This is a genomic window from Burkholderia sp. AU33423, assembly GCF_002223135.1.
GTDB classification, from domain to species: Bacteria; Pseudomonadota; Gammaproteobacteria; order Burkholderiales; family Burkholderiaceae; genus Burkholderia; species Burkholderia lata_D.
Genome location: NZ_NKFH01000010.1, coordinates 656100 through 682696, shown reverse-complemented (window position 1 = coordinate 682696; position 26597 = coordinate 656100). Strand labels below are relative to the sequence as shown.

Sequence of the window (26597 nt, the reverse complement as noted above, 5' to 3'; positions counted from 1 at the left end):
GAAATCGTTGGGTGAGGGAAGGGCCGCGTCAACGCGCCCCCGCCGACGGTTCGCTGTCCTGCCAGCGGCGCATCAGGCCGTTCGACGGCACGGTTTCGTCGAGCAGCTTGCGGGCCGTTTCGACGCCCGCGACCGGCAAGCCGGCGGGATCGAGCAGGCCGATCTGCACGAGCACGCTCGCCTGGTCCCAGTAGATGTGCTCGTGATAGAGCTTGTCGCCGCGAAACTTGACGATCGCGACGAGCGGAATCTCGACGCGCTTGCCGGTCGGCGCGACGCCCGGCAGCATCCAGTCGATCTCGGTGGTGTGCGTGAAGCAGAACAGCAGCTCGTCGACGATCTGGCTCGCGCCGATCGTGCGCGAGATCGGCGTGATCGTCGTGTCGGGCGGATTCGCATGCACGAAATGATGCGTGTAGAAGCGCTTGAGCTCGTCGTAGCCGACGCCGCCCGTCAGTGTCGGAATATGGTTGACGTACGGCTCGGCAACCATCGTCGCCATCGTTGCATCGACGTTGCGCGTGTCGAATTCGTGTTTCAGATGGGCTTCCCACAGTGTGGACAGGTCGTAGTGCGGGCCGAGCGCGGCACGGAAGGCGGCGATCGCGCGCTGATGGGCCATGATCGCGGCGGCCTTGTCGAAATGGTCGCCGCCGACGCGCGCGAAAGCGTGATCGACACCCGGATACACAACCACTTCGACACCGTCGCGTCCGGCCAGCGCGTCGGCAATGCGCTGCTGCGCGTCCGGCGGGCAGAAGCGATCCTGCCCCGCGATCTGCAGCACGAGCCGGCCGTGCAGGTGCGACGCCTCGTCGAGCGCCTGCTCGATGCCCACTCCGTAGTAGCTGACCGCCGCGGCCACGTCCGGCAGCCGGCACGCGGCGAGATAGGCGAGCTTGCCGCCGAGGCAGTAGCCGAGCACGCCGGCTGCGCCCGTGCATTCCGGCAACTGCCTGAGCACCCGGAGCGCGGCGCTCACATCCTCGACGCCCTTGTTCTCGTCGTATTCGCGGTAAAGGGCCATCGCGCGCTCGACATCGGTGGCTGTGTCACCGAGTTCGATCCCCGGCGCCTGGCGCCAGAACAAGTCGGGCACGAGCACCGTATAGCCTTCCTCAGCGTAGTAGTCGGCCGCTTCCCGCATCGTCGCGTTCGCGCCGAAGATCTCGTGGCACAGCACGATGCCGGGCCCCTTGCCGGCGGCCGGCGTGCTCAGGTACGCGCGAAACGTGCCGCCGTCCGGCGACGGAATCTCGATGTGACGTCCTTGCATGTGTTCCTCCATTCCAGTTTTTTGCTGCGACGGGCCCAGTATTGGCGGACGAAATGGGCACTTCTATCCGCTTTCTTCGGCCGGTATCCGCGAATTCCGGAAACCTGCGGAGCCGGCCGCCGCGCGTGGGCGGGCGCGCGGCTGACTGCGGGTATGTGCGGATGCGGAAGGCCCGCACAGTTTTCTACGATGCGCGAACGGTCCGCTTCTTGCATCGTTTGCGCGGGACGTGCGTGCTTGGGCGGCCGGACTGTCCGGATACTCCGGGCGCTATCCGGATCGTGCGGCGGATGCCCCCATACCGGGAACGCATGCACGGCGCGAGTGCAATCGGGCATGACGGGAGAACAGCGATGGCGCAATTTTCCGAAACGGGCTGGCTGCCGGATACGGCCTGTTTCAATCACGACAACCTGCTGCTGCAGTCGAACGACGTCGACGAGGTTCGCGCACGCGTCGCCGACGTCTTCAAGCCGCACCGGCTCACGCCGACCGGCGAATCGCGCGCGCTGCACAGCTGCATGCATCACGCGCGCTGGGGCAACCTGTCGTTGAACCTGCTCGATTATGGCGGTGGCGTCAGCATCGAGCCCGGGCCGCTCGAGCACTTCTTCCTGTTGCAGATCCCGCTGCGCGGCGACGCGGAGATCGAGTGCGGCTCGGCGCGTTTCGTGTCGTCGCCGGGCACCGCGTCGTTGATCTCGCCGACGCTGTCGCTGAAGATGCGCTGGGGCGACGCGTGTCCGCAAGTCATCCTGCGCATCGAGCGCGAAGTGATGGAGCGCCACGCGCAGCGGCATTTCGGCGACGACCGCCGCGCGCCGGTCGAATTCGAGCCGGAATTCAGCCTGTCGTCGTCGCAGGGGACGTGTCTGATGCAGATGCTGCCGATCCTCGCCGGCGCGATCGCGACGGAGGCGCATCCGCTGCGTCACCCGCTCGCGTTCGAGCCGCTCGAATCGACGCTGCTCAACCTGCTGCTGCACGGCCACCCGAACAGCGCGCGCAACGGCACGCGGCACCTGCCGGTGGCGCTCGCGCCGTTCTACGTGCGGCGCGTCGAGGACTACATCCGCGCGCATCTCGACGAGCCGCTGACGATCGAACGGCTCGCCGAACTCGCCGGCGTCAGCCCGAGCACGCTGTTCGCCGGCTTCCGCCATCGCCACGGCATCACGCCGATGGGCTTCGTGCGGCAGTTGCGGCTGCAACATGTGCGCGAGGAACTGCTGGCCGACGCGTCGCCGGGGCTCGCGTCGGTGACGGACATCGCGCTGAAATGGGGTTTCGCGCACCTCGGACGGTTCGCGATCGAGTACAAGCGGGCGTTCGGCGAGTCGCCGTCGGCGACGCTCAGGATGCGGCGCGGGCGCGCCTAGCGGCTCGCGCGGCAGCCCGCCCGCCGATCCGCTACGGCAGCGGCACGCCCCAGACTGCCGTCACGTCCCCGCCGAGCCGCCATTCGGTGAACGGGCGGCGCGGTGCGATGATCGCCGGCAGGCGCGCGTCGTGAAAGCGCGCGTAGTACGGCTCGACCCAGCTCAGTTCATCGCGGAACGTCCACGGAAACAGGTCCTGCCTGACCGGCGTGATCGCCGTGAAGCTGGCGGGATTATCGACCGCATCGATGACGAGGTTCGCCAGGCGGCCGATCGCGCCGTCGTTTTCCCGATAGAGATCGATATGGCGCCGCTGCACGAGTTCCGCCGCGAACACGAGCGGGAGCAGCGCGAACGTGTGATAGTGCAGCGCGCGGTTGCCGCGTTTGACTTCCCGTGCAAGCGAACCGTCGAGGCCGATGTCGCGGATGCCTTCGCGAACCCGCAGCAGCCCCGAGTCGACGAGGCTCGCGTTGCCGGTCACGGTGCCGATGGCGATCAGGTCGAGTCCGGCCCAGTACACGAGGTTGTTGTGCAGATGGTTGATCGATTCCGCATCGCGGGTGGCGATCGCGATGCGTTCGAGCCAGGGATCGATCGCGTCGAACCGCGCACGGTTCGCGTCGCGCACGTCGCGCGGCATGCGCAGGATCACCATCGCGAAGTCGGTGCCGGCCCACGAACGCTCGTAGTCGCCCTGATAACCGGCGATCCGGCCCATCAGCGCGTCGGCCCGCGCCCAGCTTTCCAGCAGGCTCGTCACGCACGACCAGTCGCCATGGTCCGCCGACGCATTGAGCCGTGAAATGAAATCGCGCATCGGCTTGACCGCGCGCGCATAGCCGGCGGCGTCGTCATAGTAGCCGGGCGGATCGATCGTCGTGACGGCCGCCGGGACGTCACAGGCGCGGGCCGGCGGCACGGCACAGAAGAGTGCGCTCACCGCGAGCCACGCGGCGAACAGGGGGCGAGCCGACAGGCGGGGCATACGGTCCTCGGTGGTGACGTGACGGTGGCGTGGCAAACACGGAAGCCGAACCCGGGGCGGACAACCTCGCGACGCCGGACGCGCGTGGCCGCCAAGGCACGACGAACGCCGGTGACGCGCGCGGACCGTGCAGCCCGCGAACGCTTCCCGTGGCGCACGCAGTCTAGCGTCCCCGTCTTTCATCCGCCTTGCCCGGCGCCAGCCGGCTGGATCGACGCCGGGCCGTCCCCGTCTTCCACGCGCCGGCCGATGACGCACTTTTTTTTTCGAGACTGCGCCATGTTCCCCCGGTATCATCGCTGCGCTCGCGACCGACGCCATGGGCCAGTGCATGCCGACTCGCGCGCAAACCGCATCGCAAAGAAGACAACGCAGGGCGGACGCCGACGGTGCGTCGCGCCGCGATCGGGCCGAATCGGCCACCAGCACGACGGAGCAAGGAACGATGGTAACGGGGAGGGGGACGGGTGCGGCGCGACGCGCGAGGGCGATCGCTGCCGGGAGCGCGTTGTATGTGGCGGCCGCGGGCGGCGCGCACGCGCAGGCATCAGGTGCGGCAGCCACGGCGCCGGCCGGCGCGGCGGCGGCCGTGCTGCCGACGATCGACGTGACCGGGAAGGCCGACGGCGCGTCGAGCGGGCTCGTCGGGCTGCGCACCACGGCCGGCACGAAGACCGACACGCCGGTGGCCGAGATCCCGCAAACGGTCAATCTCGTGACCGCGCAGCAGATCGAGATGACCGGCGCGACCGACCTGAACCAGGCGCTGCGCTACGTGCCGGGATTTGCCACGTTCGGCGCCGACAGCCGCACCGACTGGTATGCGGCGCTGCGCGGCTTCACGCCGACGCTGTACGTCGACGGCGTGGCCGCGCCGAATACGGCCGTGATCGCGAACTGGCGCGTCGACCCGTACACGATCGACTCGATCGCCGTGCTGCGCGGGCCGACCTCGGTGCTGTACGGCGCGGGCGAACCCGGCGCGATCGTCGATGCGCACACGAAGCTCGCCGACGGCGAGCGCGTCCGCGAAGCCGGCGTGCAGATCGGCAACGACGCGCGCAAGCAATTCATGCTCGATGTCGGCGATGCGCTCGACCCGGACGGCCGCTATGCGTACCGCTTCGTCGGCGTGGCGCGCGACGGCAACGCGGTCACCGGCCCGAACGGCGACCGGCGCGTCGCGCTGGCGCCGTCGTTCCGATGGCGGCCGACCGCCGATACGTCACTGACGCTCTCGGCGACGTTCCTGCAGGACAGCAGCGACATTTCGTCGAACTTCCTGCCCGCGTCGGGCACCGTATTGCCGAACCCGAACGGCCGGCTGTCGCAGGACATCTACATGGGCGCTCCCGGGTTCAACGACTACCGGAAGAAGCAGTGGTCACTCGGCTACGCGCTCGAGCACCGCGTGAACGCGATCTGGTCGCTGCACCAGGACGTGCGCTGGTCGCACCTGTCGCTCGACGACGCGACGGTGTTCGGCAACGGCTTCGTGCCGCGCAGCACCACCAACATGATGCGTTTCGCGGGGCTGTTCCAGCTCAACTACAGCCGGCTGGACATCGACAACCACGCGCAGGCGCGCTTCGGCACGGGGCCGCTCGAGCATACGCTGCTGCTCGGCGCGCAATATGACCGGCAGACGACGACCAACAGCGTGTGGCTGGCGCTCGCGCCGTCGCTCAACCTGTATCACCCCGTCTACCGGCCCGTCACGGCCGCGATCTTCTCCGGCCCGACGTCGCTCGGCCACGTCGACCAGTACACGGCGATGAACACGTTCGGCGTGTACGCGCAGGACCAGATCCGCTGGCAGCGCTGGACGCTGACGCTCGGCGGCCGCGAGGATTTCGTCGATGCGCGGTTCGACGACCGGACGGCCGGCACGCAGGCGCAGCAGGACGTCAGTGCGTTCTCCGGGCGCGTCGGGCTCACCTATCAGGGCGACGCCGGGCTGTCGCCGTACGTGAGCTATTCGACGTCGTTCGATCCCGTCATCGGCATCAGGATGTATGGCGGCGGCTTGCCTGCACCGACGCGGGGCAAGCAGACGGAAGCCGGGCTGCGCTGGCAGCCGCCCGGCAAGAACCTGCTGCTGAGCGCGGCCGTCTACCAGATCGACCAGACCAACGTCGCGACGCCAACACCGGTGAGTCTCGACCCGACCGGCACGACGTCGGTGCAGACCGGCAAGGTGCGCTCGCGCGGGATCGAGCTGAGCGCGGTCGGCAAGGTCACCCGCGAGTTGTCGGTCGTCGCGTCGTATGTGTATCAGGACGTCAAGAACGTGCAGGCGAACGACGCGTCGTTGAACCACTGGCCCGTGGCCGTGCCGCTGCCGCGGCAGATGGCGTCGATGTGGGCCGACTGGACCTGGCGCACGGGCGCGCTGTCGGGCCTCGGGCTCGGCGGCGGCGTGCGGTACCAGAGCGCGTCGGCCGGCGCGCCCGACAACTCGCTGACCGTGCCGAGCGTGACGCTGTATGACCTGGCGCTGCACTACGAGATGCCGCACTGGCGATTCGCGCTGAACGTCGCGAACCTGTTCGACCGGCGTTATGTCAGCGGCTGCACGTCGTATACAGTCTGCGTGTTCGGCAACGAGCGGACCGTGCTGGCCACCGCGAAATACAACTGGTGATCGCGAACGCGCGGAACGGGCCTACGCGTCGCGTTGCGGCTCCCGGCGCGCGGCGCGCTCGCCGGCGTCGCGCTGGCGCCGCCACTCGGTCGGCGTGAGGCCGAAACGTTCGCGGAATGCGGTCGCGAAATTCGCCGGCGTGGAAAAGCCGATTTCCTTCGCAATGCTGGCAATGCTGAGCGACGTCGAATCCAGCAGATCCTGCGCGATCCGCAGCCGCTCGTGCCGCAGATACTCGAACACCGTCTGGCCGAGATTGTCGCGAAACGCACGTGACAGCCGCTTTTCGTGCGTGCCGACCGCGCGGGCCAGCTGCTCCACCGTCGGCGGATCGTTCAGCGTCCGTGCCAGGTGGCGGATGGCCGCGCGCACGATGATGTCGTCGTCCTTGCCGGCCGCGAACGGGCTTTCCATGTCGACGGACTGCTCGCGCTTCTCCCGCGCGAGCTGCACGCGAATCCGCGCGAGCACTTCCGCGGGCTCGAACGGCTTCACCACATAGTCGACGCAGCCGATTTCGAACCCCTCGAGGCGTTCGTGCAGGGCGCCGGCCACGGTCAGGAAAATCACCGGAATCGTGCACGTCAGCGGATCGGCGGCAAGCAGCCGGCACGCGGTGAAACCGTCCATGCGCGGCATGCGGACATCCATCAGGATCAGGTCGGGCATGAGCGCCTGCGCGCGCTGGCACGCCTGCAGCCCGTCGGATGCAATGCTGATCCGGCACCCTGTGCCGCGCAGGATGTCGATCAGCAAGCGAAGCTGGTCGGGCTGATCGTCGACGATCAGGATATGGGCGTCGCCCAATGCGGAGATCGATGGATGCATCGTGCACCTGTTCTGGAATGGCTGCTGGCTGCGTTCCTGCGGGTGGCCGGCCCGGTTCGGATCAATCGTCGGAAGCTGCTCGATGGCGACGTACAAGCGCATCGATATTCGGATTTCGCCCCACGACACGACGGACAACCGGTCGGCGTAATGCCCGGCATGGCCGGTTTTGATCACTGATTCGGTAAAGGCGCGGAGCGTTGCCGTCGTCGCGCGCTGAAAAGTGCGCGCCCGCCGGTCTCGATGCGAGCCGAATTGTAGGGGCATATTTCAATTCTTGCCAGACACATTGACTCTATCTGCTTCATACCGCTTTTCGGATGCTTCATCGTGTATTTTGATTCGAGTTTGCCGTGCGGAACGCTGATGCCTGTCCATTTCCGCCATTTTCTTTTGCACCGCCACATGCAGTCGCGCAGTTCCGCGGTTTTTTTTGAAAAAACTTTTTGAGGAATTTTCCTTTAATCCGCCTCAGCAAAGATTCTGTCCGCTCGACAAAACATCCCAATTAATTCTGGTGGAGAGAAATCGTTTGCGAGATACGCGATTTTATCGCAACTCATTGAATATATTGAATTTTACAATCTATAAAGAATGTCGGCTTCAATAATTTTAAATCGTGTCTCATAATTCGTCCGGTCTTGAATGCAGGGTCGCACCGAGCAGCGCAAGACACGGCGGATTGTGACGGACGTTGTGCGATTCGGGTCCGAGGCATCAATTGATGTGAATCCGGGCGCAGGTCCGTTGCGCGCAAGCGCAAATCCGGTTGCCGTGGATGAAATAAAAGAAGCGGGGTTGGTCGCGGTCAGCGCGGCATCAAATCAGGGGTGTCCATAACGGCGGGTTGAATCTCCGGATTCAGTCGCTGGGCGAATTCGCCCATATAAAACGATATGCATTCCTAATGCACTGAATGAATTAACGGAACGGGCCGTCACACGAACGGCGTGCCCGCGCTTTCGAACGTCCCGTCGCCACGGGCGGACGATGCGTGTCGCCTGCGGCACGCTCGATCTGGGCACGGGAATCGGGTTCCGCACTGAAGTCGTAATCGCAATCGCAGCTGAAGTCTTCAACAGAAAGTAAGTAGTCCGTATTCAAACCAAACGCTACAAAACGGAGCAGAAGACCATGAAGAGAAAGCAGATTTCGGCGCTTGCCGCCGCCATGTTCACGGGTGCAGGTGTCCTGATCTCGGGCGCCGCGCATGCGGACAATTTCGTCGACCGCGGCAACCCGGACAACGCACTGACCGGTCAGTGCATCGACGGGACGAACCCGCTTTGCGTCGCGACCAAGAGCGGGAGTTACGTGGCAGTGAGCACCGCAAACGTCAAGATGGGCACGAATGCCAAGGCAGGCACCAGCGGGATCGCGATCGGCGACCAGTCGAATGCAAGCAGCAATGGCGGCACCAGCAGCGGCGGCGCGATCGCGATCGGCGTCGGCGCGCAGTCGCTGGCGAACTCTGCCACGGCCATCGGCACGGTAGCCGTCGCGCAAGGCAACACGGCGCTCGCCATCGGCCGCCAGTCGGCCGCGGTCGGCGATTTCTCGATGGCGCTCGGCAACGTCGCCGATGCGCACGGCACGAGCTCGATCGCGCTGGGCCACTCGGCGCTCGCCAGCGGCGATCGCTCGGTTGCGATCGGCGGCGCCAACCCGACGTCGAGCGACGGCGTGTCGGCCGGCGCGTCGTATGACGCGGCCACCCAGACGCGCGCCGGCGGCACGCAATCCGTGGCGATCGGCGCAGGCGCGCAGACGAACGACAACAACCAGGTGGCGATCGGTTCGGGCAGCACCGGTGCGAACAATGGCGGCACACCGGTGTTCGGCGGCACGGCCGCGCCGGTTGGCGGCGCGGTGTCGTTCGGCGCAATCGGCAAAGAGCGTCAGCTCAAGAACGTCGCGGCAGGCGCGGCCGATACGGACGCCGTCAACGTCCAGCAGCTGAAGAACGTGAACGGCACGCTCAGCACGAGCATCGCCACGGTCGACGCGCGCGTGACGTCGGTCGGCAATTCGCTGTCGACCACGATCTCGAACGTCGACCAGCGCGTGACCAGCGTGGGCAACAGCCTCAGCACCAGCATCGTGACGGCGACGCAGAACGTCGTGAAATACACCGACGATTCGCATGCGGCGATTGCGCTCGACGGCAGCAACGGCACGACGATCAGCGGCGTCGCGGCGGGTGTCGCCGACACCGATGCGGTCAACGTCGGTCAGTTGAAGGGCAGCGTCGCGCCGCTGCAGACGTCCATTTCGACGGCGGCGTCGAACATCACGAACCTGCAGACCAGCGTCACCGGCATCAACACGTCGCTGAGCACGGCGACCACCAATATCAGCAACCTGCAGGCAGCCGATGCACGCAACGTGAAGTATGACGGCCAGAGCGGCTTCGATTCGGTGACGTTCGCCGGCACGAACGGCACGACGCTGCACAACGTCGCAGCCGGTGTCGCGAATACGGACGCAGTCAACGTCGGTCAGCTGAACGGCGGCCTGTCGTCGCTCAGCACGAGCGTGACGAACAACCTCAGCACGACGCTCGGCAACCTGAGCACGTCGATCAACAACCAGATCGGCAACGCGACGAAGAACGCGGTGCAGTACGACGATGACGCGCACAGCGGCGTGACGCTCGGCGGCAAGGGCGCGCAGTCGCCGGTCGGCCTGCACAACGTGGCGGACGGTATTGCCGCGAGCGACGCCGTGAACGTCGGCCAGCTCGGCAAGGCCACCGACACGCTGAACCAGTCGATTACGAACGTCGGTAACCAGGTGACCACGAATACGGGTAACATCGCGGCGCTCCAGCAGGACGCGCTTCTGTGGAACACGAACCTTGGCGCGTACGATGCGAGCCACGGCGGCAACGGCCCGCAACGCATCGGCAACGTCGCGGCCGGTGTCGCCAACACCGACGCGGTCAACGTTGGCCAGCTGACGGGCAGCATCGCGCCGCTGCAATCGTCCATCTCGACGGCGGCGTCGAACATCACGAACCTGCAGGGCAACGTCACCAGCATCAATGCGTCGCTGAGCACGGCAACGACCAATATCGGCAACCTGCAGGCGGCCGATGCACGCAACGTGAAGTACGACGGCCAGAGCGGCTTCGACTCGGTGACGTTCGCCGGCACGAACGGCACGACGCTGCACAACGTCGCGGCGGGTGTCGCGAACACCGATGCAGTGAACGTCGGGCAACTGAACGGCGGCCTGTCGTCGCTCAGCACGAGCGTGACGAACAACCTCAGCACGACGCTCGGCAACCTGAGCACGTCGATCAACAACCAGATCGGCAACGCGACGAAGAACGCGGTGCAGTACGACGATGACGCGCACAGCGGCGTGACGCTCGGCGGCAAGGGCGCGCAGTCGCCGGTCGGCCTGCACAACGTGGCGGACGGCCTTGCCGCGAGCGACGCCGTGAACGTCGGCCAGCTCGGCAAGGCCACCGACACGCTGAATCAGTCGATCACGACCGTCAGCAACAACGTGACGACGCTCGGCAACCAGGTGACGACAAACACGGGCAACATCGCCGCGCTCCAGCAGGACGCACTCCAGTGGAACGCGACCCTCGGCACCTACGACGCGAGCCACGGCGGCAACGGCCCGCAACGCATCGGCAACGTCGCGGCGGGCAAGAACGGAACGGACGCGGTCAACGTCGACCAGTTGAACGCGGCGATTCAGGACGGCACGAGCCAGCTCGATGCGCTCGCGGTGAAGTACGACGACGCGAGCAAGAAGCAGGTCTCGCTCGGCGCGGGTAACGGCGGGAGCCCGGTGCGCGTGACCAACGTCGCGGAAGGCAACGTCGCGGCCGGCAGCACGGATGCGGTGAACGGCGCGCAACTGCGCCGCGCGACCGACGGCACGGCAGCCGCGCTGGGCGGCGGTGCAACGGCGAATCCGGACGGTTCGATCAGCGCGCCGGCCTATAAAGTCGGCGGCGGTTCGTTCAACAACGTCGGCGACGCGCTCACGAACCTCGACGGCCGTGTCGGCAGCAACACGACGACGCTCGAGAATCACGAAACGCGCATCGGCAACGCCGAAACGAACATCGCCGGCAACACGGCCGCGATCGCCGGGCTGCAGCAGGACGCGCTCCAGTTCGACCCGAAGGCCGGCGCCTACAATGCGGCGCGCGGCGGCGCACCGACGAAGCTGACGAACGTGGCCGACGGCAACATCGCCGCGGGCAGCACGGACGCGGTGAACGGCGGCCAGTTGTCGGGCGTGAAGTCGTCGCTCGAACAGCAGATCACGCAGGTGTCCAACCAGGCGGGCGAGGCCGTGAAGAACGTCGTCAAGTACGATGTCGACACGAACGGCAACCGACTGAATTCGGTATCGCTGATCGGCGGCGACACGAATGCGGCCGTCGTGCTGAAGAACGTCGCCGCGGGCACCGACGATACGGACGCAGTGAACGTGAAGCAGCTGAAGGGCGTGCAGTCGAGTCTCAACCAGCTCGGCGCGCTTGCGGTGCAGTACGACGACAGCTCGAAGAGCTCGATCACCCTCGGCGGCGCCGGCGGCACGCGCATTACCAACGTGCAGGCCGGGACGCTCAGCGCAACCAGCACGGACGCGGTGAACGGCTCGCAGCTCTACGCGACCAACCAGCAGGTCGCGAAGAACACGACCGACATCACGAACCTGCAGGGGAACGTGACCAACATCGCGAACGGCAAGGCCGGCCTCGTGCAGCAGCAGGATCTGAACGGCGCGATCACGGTCGGGAAGGACACCGGCGGGTCCAGCGTGAACTTCTCCGGCACGTCGGGCGACCGTGTGCTGACCGGTGTCGCGGCGGGCGTGAAGGACAACGACGCGGTCAACATGGGCCAGTTCAACAATGCATTGAAGAACGTGGCGGCCAACGACCAGATCCGCGCGCTGGCAACCGATGCGAACACCACGTGGATCGCGCGCGCCGACGCGGGTTCGATCGGGTCGACGGCAACCGCAACCGGCAAGAACGCGGTGGCGGTCGGCCAGGGCTCCGTCGCCGATCGCGACAATTCGTTCTCGGTCGGCGCGAAGGGCAGCGAGCGCCAGGTCACGAACGTCGCGGCCGGCACGGCGCCGACCGACGCGGTGAACGTGCAGCAACTGAACGACAACCTGTCGGCCGCGTCGAATCAGGCGAAGGGCTATACCGACCAGCGCATCGGCCAGGTGTACAACTCGTTCAACGACCTGAAGAAGGACATGTACGGCGGCGTGGCATCGGCAATGGCCGTGGCCGGCCTGCCGCAACCGACGGGCGCGGGCCGCTCGATGGTCTCGGCGGCGACGTCGAACTATCACGGCCAGCAGGGTTTCGCCGCCGGGTACTCGTACGTGACGGAAAGCAACCGCTGGGTCGTCAAGGCGTCGGTGACGGGCAACGCGCGTTCGGACTTCGGCGCGGTCGTGGGCGCGGGTTACCAGTTCTGACGTCGTCCGCACAGCATCGATTGACCGGTGGTGTCGGGCAGCGGTTGTGATGTCCGGCACTGGCGGGAAATCCGTGGCCCGGGGTGGGTTTGCCACCCTCGGGCCATCGATGCTTGATGCGTCACGCAGCGCGACAGGGCTGCGCCGAGCGCGTCCGGCAGTCCATGCCGCTTGCCTTGCGACTGGGTCTTACGCGGCAAACACAGCGAAACGAGGGTGTTCGGGCCCATCCCGGCCGAATGCGAATAGCGCGATCCACGGCGATCGCAACGGCGCCCCGGCCCACGGTTTCACGCGGGTTCGCGGGCTGTCCGGACGTGCGACTCATGCGAATTGCCGAATGTGAGCGCCGGCTCGTATTCTGAATGCGTCGGGCGGAACGGCATGGGGCCTCCGCCGATCCACGCATGACAGGGACTCGCAATGACTGCCATTACGCAAACCATGAAGCTCAACCACCTGAGCTTTCCGTCGGCCGACACACGGGCGACGGCCCGATTCTTCGAGCGGCACCTCGGTTTCACGATCGCGGGAAGCTGGGAACAATCCTGGATCCTCAAGCGCCCGGGCTTCGACGTGGTGATCGATCACGTCAGTGACGACAGGCCGGCATGGCCGACCAATTTCCACGTCGGGTTCGAACTGCCGAGCCTCGATGACGTTCGCACGTTGTTCGAGCGCTTGACGGAAGAGGGCGTCGAGATGGTGACGGAGGTCTTCAACAACGGGCGCGGTTCGCGTTTCTTCTGCCGCGCACCGGGCGGCGTGATGTTCGAACTGAACACGCGCGCGGATGCCGCGCCGGCATATCAAGGCACGTTCGACAACTGACGCAGGTGAGCGTTGCGCCGCGCTCAACCGCCGGCGCGGGCCAGCCTGTCGATCACCGCGCGGGTGTGCGAAGGCCGCGTGATTTCCGTCCAGTGCAGATGCGCGAATGCCGGGTCGTCCCGCAGGGCGGCGAACTTGATGCGATTCCTGGCGAACGTGGTGTACGACCACAGCAGCACCGACTCTCGGGAGAACGCCATCCGCAGCGATTCGCGGTTGCCGTGCGAAAGCTCGGTGCGCATGAGCCCGCGGCTCAACGTGCGCCAGAGCACCCGAGAGAATACTGTCCGGCGCCCGAAGTTGAGCCAGACCACGTGCGTGGCTCTCGACCAGAGCACGTCGCGCACGGCGCTGTAGTTCCCGTCGGCGACCCAGCGATCACCGGCGGTCGCGGCCAGCACGGCGTTCTCGAACTGTGCCGGCGGCACGGCTGTCCAGTCGGGGCCCCAGTAGAGTCGATCCAGCTCGATGTATGGGCAGCCGGCTGCCGCCGCCAGTGCGCTGGCAAAAGTGGATTTCCCCGCTCCGCTGGTTCCAACGACGATGAAGCGCATGGGTTTGACCGCGGCTGAATTTTTGAAGCTGCGTATTGTGCCTCATGCGTGCCTCATGTAGGAAGGCAGGAAGCAGCGCCTCGAATGCCGCGGTTCATCGTTGAATATTCGCGATGCCCAGGCTTGCTCCGCCAACCCATCTGCATTGGAGGGGCAGCCTGGTCAACGCCGAATCAGCCTGACGGGCTGTTGCTCGGACCCGTCACACGCAGGCTGAAGACGGAACCCTTCCGGTCACTTCTTGAGCGACACCACCATGTTCTGCGTGTTGCCGACGCGAACGTACTCGAAGCGGAGTTGCTGGTCGTTCGACTGCGGTACTCCGTCGATGGCGATGACCTGCTTGTGCAGCATCGCCGACTGGTCGAACGCGCTGCCGGCGCCGTAGAAGGTGAACTTGCCCGTCGCCTTGGACTCAGGTGTCGACTGGAAGTTGAACAACCCTTGGGGATACGTCTTGTTGCCCAGGAAATCGAAAGGTTTTCCGCCGGAATACGTATCGAATTCCACGTTGGCGTTGTGCGAGATGGAAAACGTTGCCGTCGACGCACTGTCGTAAAACTCGACCGCGTCGGTAACGAACTTCGCATTTGCATCGTCCTGAGCCCAGACCCGCACGCTTTTGCGCAACGTAATCTGCTTGCTCGTCATCGCGCTCTTCGCACGCTTTCCGAACGCGAGACGCGATTCGGCGATCTCCATCTTGCCGCCCGTCGATTCCATGTGCAGCGAGTAATCGTTGCCCGGAACCCGGGGCAGCGCCGCCGGCAGAACGGCATACTCGCTGAATGTCAGCACGATCTCTTCGGCACGGACATTCACCGCGGACTGGCCCTGGACACGCAGCTTCTTGGTGCTGGCGTACAACCGGCAGGAGATGTCATAGCGGCTGGCGCCGGCCAGTTCCAGATCGAGGAGAAGGTCGATATACATGCCGAGCAACGGCGGGACCAGGCCGCCCGCATTCACCGTATCGAAACGGCTGGCCTCGAACGCGGCGTCGACGATCCTGAAGTTGACGAACGGGTGACCGATGAGCTTGTGCGGATACGGGCCCATCGTGAAATCGACGCCGCGCGCATCGCCGGAGATTCCGCGCATCACGAGGGCACCGCTACGAAGATCGATTTCAACGGGCAGGATGTCGTTGTCGAAACTTCCGCCCCATACCGACGACTGCCGGGACAGCAGCGTCAACGTTCCGGCGGGAGCGATCATCGAGAAGGATTTGCCGGCTTCCTTGTCAAAGGAAGGGGCGCTCACCTCATTCGTACCCGCCGTGCTGTATGTCTGGTTTTCATTGGGCTTCCAGATGAAGATGTCTGGCATGATGCTCTCCTGATTCATTCGAACGGTACGCACGGGAGCGTTGAATTCTTCCCCGTCAGTCTCGAGATTGATCGAACGACGCCCGGCGCTTGATTGGCTCTGTTCGACCCGCCCGAAGTCAGGCGCATGGCGAAAGAGTGACGCCAATATAGGACCGGTTTTTTCCAGAATCGATTACACGTGATTACGCGGCGCGGCGTGCCGGCAGCGCCTGTATCGGGGGGCGAGCAGATGTGTCCGGGCCGGGTAGTCTCGCTGTCCCGCAATGGCCATTTGAATGTGACATCGACGTCGGCTGTTCGCTGCCTGCGCCTTTGTACGACCAACCACAACAATCCTGCCGCACACCGCGGCGGCCAACCCCGACAAGATCAAGAGAGAGAAACGATGGTGACCGAACCCGGGTTGCGGGACTGCATGCATGTGCGTAGCACCCGCGACGGCAACCCATCATGTGTGCACGGATGGGTAACGGCCAGGCCCGCATCTCGAGCGAATCGGGTGCCGGCATGAGCGACAAACCCGTTCTTGCCGCCGGCACACCGTGCGAACCGGCCGCGTCGACTGCATCCCTGATGGCGCTGGCGTGTCTGGTCGTATTCATGGTGCAAATGGCGACGACGGTCTACCTGCCGTCACTGCCTGTCGTCATGCGCGAATTGACGATGACGCAAGGCGGCGCCGAATTCTCCATTTCCGCGTATGTGATCGGCGCGGCATTGCCGGTACCGTTCTGGGGCGCTGCCGCGGAACGCTGGGGCAGGCGTGGCCCGTTGCTGATCTCGCTGCTGCTGTTCGTTGCCAGCAGCCTGCTGCTCGCCATCTGCACGGTCGCACCGGCGCTGCTCGCGTTGCGCGCCCTCCAGGGCATCGGGGGCGGCGGTGCGGCGATCATCGCCAGAATCATCGTCCGCGACAACTGGCGCGGCGACGAACTGGCGCGACGCCTCTCCGTGTTGTCGATCGCCTTCATCACCGCACTGGGCGGCGGCCAGTTCGTCGGCGGGCTGATCGGCCGGTACAGTCATTGGCAAACGGGTTTCGTGCTGATGGCCGTCATCGCCGCGCTGGCGATCGGCCTGTCGGTTGCGTTGCCGTTGAAGGCGGGAAGCCGCACCGCGGTCACGTCGGGCATGGCCGGCACTTACCGGATCCTGTTGCGGCGCCCGGGCTTCCTTTGGCCGGCTTGCGCGGGCGGGTTGGGGTTCGCGACGACCGTGACCTTGCAGGAAGTGAGTCCGTTCGTGTTCCAGGAACATTTCAGGCTGGCCGTGACGAGCTTCGGCGGTATCGGCCTGTTGCTCGGTGTCGCCTATTTCAGCGGCGCGATGCTGGTCAATCGCCTCGTGAAGCGGCTCGGCGGCGTGCGGCTGATGCATGCCGGCGCCGCGCTGGTTGCGCTCGCAACCACATTGATGCTGGCGTCGTGGCTCCGCGGCCTGCTGGCTCATTTCAGCGGCCTGTGGATCTTCATCGCGCTGTATTGCCTCGCGATTTTCGGCCAGGCGGTGCTGTTTCCGAACAGCATGGCGACCGCCGTCAGCGATGCGCACGAACATGGCGCGCATGCGATGGCCTTGTGCGGCTTCCTGCAGCAAGGATTGGCGGGCATCGCGGCGACGGCCGCGGTGCTGCAGCACCATGGCGGCACGTGGACGCTCGCCGTGTTCGTGCTGGGCGCGCTGACGTGGCTGGTGGTGCGGTTCAAGGTAAGGGCCGGCTAGGCAGCGGACGTCGACGGAGGGTTCATCGGCCACCTGTGTCTCCGCTGGAAACAACCGCGTGCGCAACCTCTGGCTGAGCGTGAGCCTTCCGACGCAAGAGAAAGTGTGACATGCACATGCGATAGATTTCGCCACGCTGCTCAAGCGGAAGGATTCGTAGAAAGCATTATCTAGTGCGTCGCTCGGCAGGCTTTCACTACGAATTCAAAGGCGTAACCGTCAAAAACGAGAATCGAAGACCATTAAAAGTTTCATTGGCGCGCCGGCAATGGCAACAATCAAAATAAATATTTAATAAAGCAACTAGTGTCTGGCGCGTTATCCCCGGCTTCACCTCGCCCGTCCTCATCAACCCGCGCCACGTGCGGCCTTTCCCAGACAGCACCGGGCTCTCGGGCACATTCCACCGATGCAACCTTGTCGATCCCGCCATCGCGGCCGACGAGATCATTTCAAATTTCTCACCAAATCATGACTCGATTAACACCGGTGACAGAAAAAATTAAACTGTTGGAAAATATCTTGTAATTATAAAGATGACCTTCTAGCATCCCTCTGCGGTTCGTGACATGTCTTACATCAAAGTCTGTACTTGATGCATTCCTCGAACATCACCCACTTATAAGCCGGGGGATTACATGAAGAAACTGTCTCGTCTGCTGTCCATCTCCGCGATTACCGTCGCGAGTCTCAGTGCTTTTGCCCAGGCCGGCGACCAGTCGGCTACGGTCGACAAGGCACTGCAACTGATCCAGCAGAACCCTTCCGCCTTCAGTCTCGCAGCCGGCGGCGCAGCACGCACGTTGAAGTTCGCAGGGCCGCAGGCGAGCGCGCCGGCGGACGGCGATCAGTTCCAGGTGCGCGACGTGATCGTCGACCCCGACGGCACCGAGCACGTGCGTTTCGACCGCTTCTACGCGGGCCTACCCGTGATCGGCGGCGACGTGGTCGTGCATTCGAGCAAAGGGCAGTTGAAGCAGGCGAGCGTGACCCAGCTCGCGCCGATCAATCTCGCCGGCACGATCGGCAAGGTGGGCGACCGCGCGGTCGTACGCAACGCACCCGACATCGGCGCCGCCCGAGTCAAGCGCATCGCAGCCGCGCGTTTCAACTCGGACGTGCGCCGCGTCGATGACGCGGAACTCGTCGTGTTCGCACGCGACGTCACGCCGACGCTGGCCTACGCGGTGCGCGTCTACGGCAAGGCGACCGATGTGCATGGCGACGCGGTGCTGTACTACGTCGATGCGCGCACCGGCACCGTGCTCGACGCACAGGACCTGATCAAGACGGCCGCCGCGACCGGCACCGGCCGTTCGTTGTACTACGGCAACCTGACGCTCACCACGGACCAGACGGGCACGAACGCGTACCGGATGCTCGATCCGAGCCGCGGCTCAGGCTCGGTTTACGACGGCCGCGGGCTGACCTCGGACGACGTCGAGCGGGCGACCGACCTGCCGATCTTCACGAGCAGCACGAACGTGTGGGGCAACAATACGACCACCGACCGGCAGACCGTCGCCGCCGACATCGACTATGGTCTCGCGCTGACTTGGGACTACTACAAGACGACGCACAACCGCAACGGCATCTTCAATGACGGCCGCGGCGTGAAGAGCTATGCACACGTGGTGTTCAACACGGGCAGCGGCACGACCGGCGCGAATGCGGCATGGCTCGATTCGCACGTGATGGTGTATGGAGACGGCCAACCCGGCACCAGCCTGCCGAAACCCGTCGTGTCGGTCGATGTCGCCGGACACGAGATGAGTCACGGCGTGACCGAGGCCACGGCCAATCTGAACTACTCGGGCGACGCGGGCGGCCTGAACGAGTCGACGTCCGACATTTTCGGCACGCTCGTGAAGTACTACGCCAACAACCCGAACGATCCCGGCAACTACGTGATCGGTGCGCGCGTGGTGAGCGGCGGCCTGCGCAAGATGTACAAGCAGGATCTCGACGGCCGGTCGTTCAGCTGTTACCCGTCCGGTGGATTCTCGTGGTCGAATCCGCGCCACGATCCGCATTTCACGTCGGGCGTCGGCAACCGCCTGTTCTACCTGCTCGCGGAAGGCCCGACGGTGCCGTCGACCGATACCGGCCTGACGAAGGCGCAGCTGGTCTGCAACGGCGACACGACCTTCAGCGGCGTGGGTCGCGAGAAGGCCGGCAAGATCTGGTACCGGACGCTGACCGTGTATCTGAACGCGAACTCCAGCTACCCGAACGCGCGTCGTGCATCGATCCAGGCGGCGAACGACCTGTATGGCGCGAACTCGGCCGAAAGCGCAGCGGTCGCTCGCGCGTGGAGTGCGGTCGGGGTGAATTGATGGCGCCTGTGTGAGTGCGTTGAATGCCCGAGGATCGCGTGGCGGATGCTTCGCTTCGGAGCAGGGCGAACCGGTCGAAGCCACGCGATGCCCAGGTAAATAGAGGGCAGAGGTTGATCGACCGCCTGCGATTGCAGGCGGTCGATTTCCAGATTCCCGTTTTCATTCCACCCGCAACTTGTCTCGCTGATCTCGCCTCGATTCGCCTCCTGTCGTGCTATTCACCTGACGGTGAACCTCCGCGGATTCACGCCGCATTTCTCGTTGCCTTCGTCACGCGTTAGACCGGCCAGCCCTCGTCCGAACCTCCGCTCCCCCCATCCCGCCCCGTTCCGGCACTTTTTCCCAAAAAAATATCTGCCGGGCAATCGTTTGCGCCCGGTCGCGCGGCGTTCAGTTTATTCATCGCATGCCGATATCTCGAAGGCGCGCCTGATCGAAGCGGCATTGTCCCGCCGCGTCGATCGGGAATGGCATCGGCCCATGCGACGGATAGGGGAAGAAAGGTTTGGTGACAGTTTTCGGGTGCATCGTTCATCGGCACAATCACTGGCTGGTGTTGCTTGCCGCACTGTTGTGCGGAGGCGGCTCGTGGGTCACCGCGCGCCTGTTCCAGCGCACGGTGAACACCTCCGGCACGCAGCGGCTCGGCTGGCAGGTGCTGACGGCGATTTCGGCCGGCGTGGCGATCTGGTGCACGCACTTCATCGCGATGCTCGGCTTCAACGCCAGCGCGCCCGTGCACTTCAACCTGCCGCTCACGCTCGTGTCGCTGTTCATCGCGGTCGGCGGCAGTACGATCGGCTTCGCGCTGACGACCTGTCGCATCGTCAAGATCGCGCCCGCGCTCGGCGGCGCGATCGTCGGCGTGGCGATCGTGCTGATGCACTACACCGGCATGCTCGCGTGGCGGGTCGAGGGGATCGTGTCGTGGGACGTCGGCTACCTGATCGCGTCGGTGGTCCTGGCGATGACGCTCGCCGCGCTCGCGCTGCATCTGGCGATGCGGCCGTCGGCGCACGCCGTCAACCAGATGGCCGGCGTGCTGTCGCTCGCGATCCTCGCGTTGCATTTCACCGGGATGTCCGCGCTGCGCATCACGCCGCTGATGCTCGACGGCAACTGGACCGACGTGGGCGAGCTGCGTCCGCTGGCGCTGGCGGTCGCGGGCACGTCGCTCGTGATCGTCTGCACGGGGCTCGTGAGCTACGTGATCGACAGCAACGTACGGGCCGAATCGCTCGAACACCTGCGCCGGCTGGCGCTGAGCGACATGCTGACCGGCCTGCCCAACCGGGCCAGCTTCAACGAGCGGCTCGACCTCGAAATCGCACTTGCGCAAGAACAACGCACGAAGCTCGCGCTGATCGGCATCGACCTGAACCGCTTCAAGGAAATCAACGACCTGCGCGGCCACCATGCCGGCGACGAGGTGCTGCGCATCCTCGCGCGCCGCATGACGAACCTGCTGCGCGAAGGCGAGTTCGTCGCCCGCATCGGCGGCGATGAATTCGCGGCGCTCTGCCGGATGGATGACGACACGCGCCTGATGGATCTGCTCGAACGGCTCGAGCCGGCGCTCTACAAGCCGGTCAGGCTGGACGACTACGAGGTCGTGCCGGGCGCGAGCTTCGGCGTCGCCATCTACCCGGACGACGCCGCCACCAAGGCCGTCCTCATCAACAACGCGGACCTCGCGATGTACCGCGCCAAGGGCAGCATCGCGCAATCGATCTGCTTCTACGGGCCGGCGATGGACCTGATCGTCCGCGCGCGCCGCAGCCTCGCGGCCGACCTGCGCCGCGCGGTGGCCGACAACCAGCTGAGCGTCCACTACCAGGTGCAGACGTCGCTCGCGACCGGCGAGATCCGCGGCTACGAGGCGCTGCTGCGCTGGCAGCACGCGACGCTCGGCACGATTCCGCCCGCCGAGTTCATTCCGCTCGCCGAGGAAAACGGCGTGATCCTGGACATCGGCGCATGGGTGCTGCGCGAGGCCTGCGCACGGGCGGCCACGTGGGAGCCGCCCTACGCGGTCGCGGTGAACGTATCGGCCGTGCAGTTCATGCACGCGGACCTGACGGCGCTCGTGGCGAACGTGCTCGAAGAAACCCGCCTGCCGGCGTCGCGCCTGCAGCTGGAGCTGACCGAATCGACGATCTTCGCCAGCCGCGAGCGCGCGCTGGACACGCTGCGGCAGATCAAGGCGCTGGGCGTGAGCATCGCGCTCGACGATTTCGGGACCGGCTATTCGTCGCTCGACACGCTGCGCTCGTTCCCGTTCGACCGCATCAAGCTCGACCAGTCGTTCGTCGCGGACGCGGAAGCGAAACCGCAGGATCGCGCGATCATCCGCGCCGTGCTCGCGCTCGGCAAGAGCCTGGGCATTCCGATCCTGGCCGAAGGCATCGAGACGCACGACCAGCTTGCGCTGCTGGCCGACGAAGGCTGCGACGAAGCGCAGGGCTTCCTGCTCGGCCGGCCTGCCCCCCTCAACGAGATCGTCGGCAGCGGGCAGATTGCGCTGACCGGCGGCAACCGCGTCCGCACGGCGGTTCCTGCGTCCGAATCGGCCGTCGAGGCCGATCTCGACCCGGGCCCGCGCGGGTAACCCTTCGACGCCGGACACGGCAGCCCGTCCCCGGGTTGCCGCCGGCACGCTCACATGAAAATCCTCTACGCACGGATGGCAAGACTGGCAAGCATCGCGGCGCCGGCCCGGAACCCGGACCTGCTCGCGGCGCAATACCGGGTATTCGCCGGCCAGATCCCGGTGTCGTACCTGATCCTCATCTCGAGCACCTGGAGCCTCGCCGTCACGCACCTCGGCAGCACGCCGTGGTGGCTGTCGGTCGCGATGCCGGCCGCGATGACGCTCGCGGCGCTCGCGCGGCTGCTGCACTGGCACCGCACCCGGCTGCTGGAGCCGACGCCGGACACCGTGATGCGCGCGCTCACGGTCACGAACTGGCTGGTGATCCCGGTCGCGGTGACGTTCACTACCTGGGCGCTGCTGCTGTTCCCGTACGGCGATGCGTGGCAAAAGGCCCAGGTCGCGTTCTACATGGCGATCACGGTGATCGGCTGCGTCTTCAGCCTGATGTACCTGCGTACGGCCGCGCTGAGCGTGGCCTTGATCGTCAACGTCGCGTTCATCGCGTTCTTCCTCTCGACGCGCCAGCCGACACTCGTCGCCACCGCGGTCAACATGGCCTTCGTGTCGGCGGCGCTGATCGCCGTCATCTCCGTCAACTACCGGGGCTTCCTGCGCACCGTCGATGCGCAGGCCGAATCGCGTCTGCGCGAGCAGGCGCAGACGCGGCTGATGCGGATGATCGACGACATGCCGGTGGCCGTGATGACGGCCGACCCCGAGACGTTCCGCATCAACTACCTGAACGCGACGTCGCGCAACCTGCTGCGCTCGATCGAGCACCTGCTGCCGATCCGCGCGGACGACGCGCTCGGCGCGTCGATCGACTTCTTTCATCCGCACCCGCAGCACCAGCGCCGCCTGCTCGCCGATCCGGCGAACCTGCCGCATCGCGCCCGCATTCCGCTCGGGTCGGAAGTGCTCGACTTCCAGGTCTCGGCCGTGCGCGATGCCCAGGGGCGCTACATCGGCCCGATGCTGTCGTGGTCGATCGTCACGCAGCAGGCCGAGGCGGAGGCGCGAATTCACCAGCTCGCGCATCACGACTCGCTCACCGGCCTGCCGAACCGCGCAACCTTCCTGGCCGAATTCGACGCGAGCCTGCGCCGCTCGGACAAGGTGATCGCGCTGCTCTTCATCGACCTCGACGGCTTCAAGCTGATCAACGACGCGTGCGGGCATTCGGCCGGCGACGCGGTGCTGCGCCAGGTCGCGGAACGCCTGCGCGGGCAGTGCCCCGAGCCGGGGATGATGCTCGGGCGCATCGGCGGCGACGAATTCGCGGTGCTGCTGCGCGACACCGACGCGGACGGCGCGATGGGCGCGGCCGCGCGGCTCGTCGACACGCTCGTCGCGCCCTATGCGCCGTCGCCCGACCGGCCGTTCCGCATCGGTGCGTCGATCGGCTGCGTGCTGGCGCCGCATCACGGCAACGACGCCGGCGCGCTGCTGTCACGCGCGGATATGGCGCTCTATGCGGCCAAGAAAGCCGGGAAGGGCACCTACCGGATGTTCTCGCCGGACATGGAAACGAGCGCGCAGGAGCGGGTCGCGCTCGAATCGAAGCTGCGCGTCGCGCTGGACGAGAACCAGGGGCTGTACGTGTTCTACCAGCCGATCGTCGATGTCCTCACCCGCCAGATCACGACGCGCGAGGCGCTGCTGCGCTGGCATCACCCGCGCGCCGGCTGGATTTCGCCGGGCCACTTCATTCCGGTGGCCGAGCGCGGCGGCCTGATCGACCGGCTCGGCCGCTTCGTGCTCGAGCAGGCCTGCCGGGAGGCGGCGCGCTGGCCCGACGGCGCACGCGTCGCCGTCAACGTGTCGGCGGGGCAGCTCGGCCACGGCACGATCGCGCCGACCTTCGCGGCGGCGCTGGCCGGCGCGGGCCTCGCACCCGACCGGCTGGAAATCGAAGTGACGGAAACCGCGCTGCTGCACGACGAGGGCAAGGCCATCGCGGACCTGCGCGCGCTGCGTTCGATGGGCGTGCGCGTTGCCCTCGACGACTTCGGCACGGGCTTCTCGTCGCTCGCGCATCTGCGTGCGTTCCCGTTCGACAAGATCAAGATCGACGGCAGCTTCGTGCGCGATGCGGTCACGCGTCCGGACTGCGCGGCCGTCGTGCGCACGGTGGCCGATCTGGGCAAGCGTCTCGGCGTGACGACCGTTGCGGAAGGCGTCGAGACGGAGGAGCAGCTGGCGTGCATCACGGATGCGGGCTGCCGCGAGGTGCAGGGCTTCCTGATCGGCAAGCCCGCGCCGGGCGAGCAGGATGCGCCGGCCATCCGCTGGATCGAGCGGGCCGCGCTGGCGGCGCGGGCCACGGCCAGGCAGGCGTGAGCGGCGGCGAGACGGCCAAGGCCATCGTCTTGGCAGCCTGAAACAATTTGTTACATATAGCCCATTTCGCTCCCCTTGAAGTGCGCGACGAGCACCTCTATTTCGCTTTCCGCCAGACAGTGGTACGGCTGCCCGGCCGCGACGCTTGCGTCGCCATGCCTGGCAGGCGGATTCCTTTTTCGAACCTTCAATCGCTCAGGAGATGAGAATGCAGATTCGTCCCCTCTACGACCGGGTTATCGTCAAGCGAATCGAGACGCAGCGGACGACGGCCTCGGGCATCGTGATTCCCGATTCGGCCGCGGAAAAGCCCGAGCAGGGTGAAGTCGTCGCGGTCGGCAATGGTCGGCTGCTGCAGGATGGAACGCTTCGCGCGCTCCAGTTGAAAGTCGGTGACCAGGTTCTCTTCGGCAAATACGCGGGCCAGACCGTCAAGGTCGATGGCGAGGAACTCCTCGTCATGCGCGAAGAAGACGTCATGGGCGTCCTCGAGGCCGATACTGGCGCGTCCCGCAAGGCCGCCTGAGATCCCGGGCAGATCGCGAACACCCACCAGGCGTTCGCGATACATCGAATCAACGACTTCTATCCAGAGTAACAAGATGAGTGCAAAAGACGTCAAATTCCACGACAGCGCCCGCGCCCGTGTCGTCGAGGGCATGAACGTGCTTGCCGATGCCGTGAAAGTCACGCTCGGGCCGAAAGGTCGCAACGTGGTGATCGAGCGCAGCTTCGGCGCACCCACCATCACGAAGGACGGCGTGTCGGTCGCGAAGGAAATCGAGCTGAAGGACCGCTTCGAAAACATGGGCGCGCAGATCGTCAAGCAGGTCGCATCGAAGACCGCCGACGTGGCCGGCGACGGCACCACCACGGCCACCGTGCTCGCGCAGGCGATCGTGCAGGAAGGCATGAAGCACGTTGCCGCCGGCATGAATCCGATGGACCTCAAGCGCGGCATCGACAAGGCCGTGGCCGCGGTGCTCGATGAACTGCGCAAACTGTCCAAGCCGATTTCCACGAACCGGGAAATCGCGCAGGTGGGCTCGATCTCGGCCAACTCCGACGAGGCGATCGGCAAAATCATCGCGGATGCCATGGAGAAAGTCGGCAAGGAAGGGGTCATCACGGTCGAGGATGGCAAGTCCCTCGAGAACGAGCTGGATGTCGTCGAAGGGATGCAGTTCGATCGCGGCTACGTCAGCCCCTACTTCATCAACGATCCGGAAAAGCAGGCGGCGTATCTGGACGACGCGCTGATCCTGTTGCACGACAAGAAGATTTCGAACGTCCGGGATCTGCTGCCGATCCTCGAGGCGGCCTCCAAGGCAGGCAAGCCGCTGCTGATCGTTGCCGAGGACGTCGATGGCGAAGCGCTGGCCACGCTCGTGGTCAACGCGATGCGAGGCATCCTCAAAGTCGTGGCCGTCAAGGCGCCCGGCTTTGGTGACCGGCGCAAGGCCATGCTGGAAGACATCGCCACCCTCACCGGCGCAACCGTCATCTCGGAAGAAACCGGCAAGCAACTGCAGAAGGCCACGCTCGAGGATCTCGGCGGCGCGAAGCGCGTCGAGGTTCGAAAGGACGACACGATCATCATCGACGGCGCGGGCGACGAGCAGCACATCGCGGCGCGCGTGAAGTCCATCCGCGCGCAGATCGAGGAAGCCACGAGCGACTACGATCGCGAGAAGCTTCAGGAACGCGTGGCGAAGCTTGCCGGAGGGGTGGCCGTCATCAAGGTCGGGGCGGCCACCGAAGTCGAAATGAAGGAGAAAAAGGATCGCGTCGACGATGCGCTGCATGCGACACGCGCGGCGGTCGAGGAGGGCATCGTACCGGGTGGCGGCGTGGCGCTTCTGCGCGCGCGTGCCACGGCGACGAGCCTGAAAGGCGCCAACGGCGACCAGGACGCGGGCATTCGTATCGTGCTGCGCGCGCTCGAAGCACCGCTGCGCGTGATCGCCGCGAATGCCGGGGATGAACCTTCGGTCGTCGTTGCGAAAGTGCTCGAAGGCAAGGGCAACTTTGGCTACAACGCGGCCACCGGTGAATACGGCGATCTTGTCGAGGCAGGTGTGGTCGATCCGACCAAGGTCACGCGCACGGCATTGCAGAACGCCGCATCGATTGCCGGGCTCATCCTGACGACAGACGCAACGGTAGCCGAAGCGCCGAAAGACCCAAAACCGGTGCAGTCGGCCGCACCTGAGTTCGAGCACTGACCCCGGCAGCGGGTCGTG

Annotated in this window: 16 protein-coding genes; 11 read left to right on the top strand and 5 right to left on the bottom strand. The window is 65.6% G+C overall.

Annotated features, from left to right (window positions below; translation table 11 throughout):
- Positions 1-28: 28 nt before the first annotated feature.
- Positions 29-1276, bottom strand: a complete 1248-nt coding sequence (locus tag CFB50_RS38300; RefSeq protein WP_089449521.1) for a dienelactone hydrolase family protein — start codon at positions 1274-1276, stop codon at positions 29-31.
- 353 nt (positions 1277-1629) lie between these two features.
- On the opposite strand from CFB50_RS38300, the gene CFB50_RS38295 reads away from it, so the two are divergent.
- Positions 1630-2655 (top strand): AraC family transcriptional regulator, encoded by a 1026-nt coding sequence (locus CFB50_RS38295; protein ID WP_089449520.1) that lies wholly within the window; start codon positions 1630-1632, stop codon positions 2653-2655.
- 31 nt (positions 2656-2686) lie between these two features.
- On the opposite strand, the gene CFB50_RS38290 is transcribed toward CFB50_RS38295, so the two are convergent.
- Positions 2687-3643, bottom strand: coding sequence for a mannuronate-specific alginate lyase (locus CFB50_RS38290; protein ID WP_089449519.1), 957 nt, complete (start codon positions 3641-3643; stop codon positions 2687-2689).
- Between the two features lie 445 nt (positions 3644-4088).
- Here CFB50_RS38290 and CFB50_RS38285 point away from each other — a divergent pair, with 445 nt between their 5' ends.
- On the top strand, positions 4089-6287 hold the full coding sequence (locus tag CFB50_RS38285) for a TonB-dependent siderophore receptor (protein WP_089449518.1): 2199 nt from the start codon (positions 4089-4091) through the stop codon (positions 6285-6287).
- Between the two features lie 21 nt (positions 6288-6308).
- On the opposite strand, the gene CFB50_RS38280 is transcribed toward CFB50_RS38285, so the two are convergent.
- Positions 6309-7115 carry a response regulator transcription factor gene (locus tag CFB50_RS38280; RefSeq protein ID WP_089449577.1) on the bottom strand — a complete coding sequence of 269 codons (807 nt, stop codon included), beginning with the start codon at positions 7113-7115 and terminating at the stop codon, positions 6309-6311.
- Here CFB50_RS38280 and CFB50_RS39375 point away from each other — a divergent pair.
- The 3 genes from CFB50_RS39375 to CFB50_RS38270 all read left to right on the top strand — a co-directional run bounded on the left by CFB50_RS39375 (position 7110) and on the right by CFB50_RS38270 (position 13415).
- Entirely contained in the window at positions 7110-7295 is a 186-nt protein-coding gene (locus tag CFB50_RS39375) for a hypothetical protein (protein WP_144020771.1), read from the top strand. The genes CFB50_RS38280 and CFB50_RS39375 overlap by 6 nt on opposite strands.
- 954 nt (positions 7296-8249) lie before the next feature.
- Entirely contained in the window at positions 8250-12584 is a 4335-nt protein-coding gene (locus tag CFB50_RS38275) for a YadA-like family protein (RefSeq protein ID WP_089449517.1), read from the top strand.
- A gap of 423 nt (positions 12585-13007) precedes the next feature.
- A complete protein-coding gene (locus CFB50_RS38270; RefSeq protein ID WP_179254276.1) occupies positions 13008-13415 on the top strand; it encodes a VOC family protein in 408 nt (135 codons plus the stop codon).
- A gap of 23 nt (positions 13416-13438) precedes the next feature.
- Here the strand turns inward: CFB50_RS38270 and CFB50_RS38265 are convergent, their stop codons facing one another.
- Together CFB50_RS38265 and CFB50_RS38260 are read right to left on the bottom strand one after the other, a co-directional pair.
- A complete protein-coding gene (locus CFB50_RS38265) occupies positions 13439-13969 on the bottom strand; it encodes a toxin (protein WP_089449515.1) in 531 nt (176 codons plus the stop codon).
- Positions 13970-14203: 234 nt separating this feature from the next.
- Positions 14204-15298, bottom strand: a complete 1095-nt coding sequence (locus CFB50_RS38260) for a hypothetical protein (protein WP_144020770.1) — start codon at positions 15296-15298, stop codon at positions 14204-14206.
- A 509-nt stretch (positions 15299-15807) separates the two neighbouring features.
- On the opposite strand from CFB50_RS38260, the gene CFB50_RS38250 reads away from it, so the two are divergent.
- The 6 genes from CFB50_RS38250 to groL all read left to right on the top strand — a co-directional run bounded on the left by CFB50_RS38250 (position 15808) and on the right by groL (position 26579).
- Positions 15808-17022: an MFS transporter gene (locus tag CFB50_RS38250; protein WP_256979431.1), complete on the top strand. Its 1215-nt coding sequence runs from the start codon at positions 15808-15810 to the stop codon at positions 17020-17022.
- Positions 17023-17660: 638 nt separating this feature from the next.
- Complete coding sequence (locus CFB50_RS38245; RefSeq protein WP_089449513.1) at positions 17661-19358, top strand: M4 family metallopeptidase; 1698 nt, start codon at positions 17661-17663, stop codon at positions 19356-19358.
- Positions 19359-19869: 511 nt separating this feature from the next.
- The gene (locus CFB50_RS38240; RefSeq protein WP_256979430.1) at positions 19870-21969 is read left to right on the top strand and encodes a putative bifunctional diguanylate cyclase/phosphodiesterase; all 2100 of its coding nucleotides are present in this window, start codon (positions 19870-19872) and stop codon (positions 21967-21969) included.
- A 54-nt stretch (positions 21970-22023) separates the two neighbouring features.
- A complete protein-coding gene (locus tag CFB50_RS38235) occupies positions 22024-24354 on the top strand; it encodes a putative bifunctional diguanylate cyclase/phosphodiesterase (RefSeq protein WP_089449511.1) in 2331 nt (776 codons plus the stop codon).
- Positions 24355-24562: 208 nt separating this feature from the next.
- Positions 24563-24880 carry a co-chaperone GroES gene (locus tag CFB50_RS38230; protein ID WP_069249565.1) on the top strand — a complete coding sequence of 106 codons (318 nt, stop codon included), beginning with the start codon at positions 24563-24565 and terminating at the stop codon, positions 24878-24880.
- A 76-nt stretch (positions 24881-24956) separates the two neighbouring features.
- Positions 24957-26579: a chaperonin GroEL gene (gene groL, locus CFB50_RS38225; RefSeq protein WP_089449510.1), complete on the top strand. Its 1623-nt coding sequence runs from the start codon at positions 24957-24959 to the stop codon at positions 26577-26579.
- The last annotated feature ends 18 nt before the right edge of the window (positions 26580-26597 follow it).